This is a genomic window from Polynucleobacter sp. UB-Tiil-W10 (assembly GCF_018881605.1).
Classification (GTDB): Bacteria; Pseudomonadota; Gammaproteobacteria; order Burkholderiales; family Burkholderiaceae; genus Polynucleobacter.
Genome location: NZ_JACVPZ010000002.1, coordinates 1 through 228, shown reverse-complemented (window position 1 = coordinate 228; position 228 = coordinate 1). Strand labels below are relative to the sequence as shown.

At 46.1% G+C, this 228-nt stretch carries 1 protein-coding gene; it reads left to right on the top strand.

Features of this window, described 5'->3' with window-relative positions:
* On the top strand, positions 1-228 hold a 228-nt coding region (locus ICN33_RS10370), incomplete at both ends, for a tetratricopeptide repeat protein (RefSeq protein WP_216196636.1).

Sequence of the window (228 nt, the reverse complement as noted above, 5' to 3'; positions counted from 1 at the left end):
ATGCAGAGGCTTGGTCTAATAAGGGTAATGCTTTATACGAGCTACAACGCTATGAAGAAGCTCTAGGGCACCACGATAGAGCCATTGCCTTGAATCCCTCTTATGCAGAGGCTTGGTCTAATAAGGGTAATGCTTTATACGAGCTACAACGCTATGAAGAAGCTCTAGGGCACCACGATAGAGCCATTGCCTTGAATCCCTCTTATGCAGAGGCTTGGTCTAATAAGG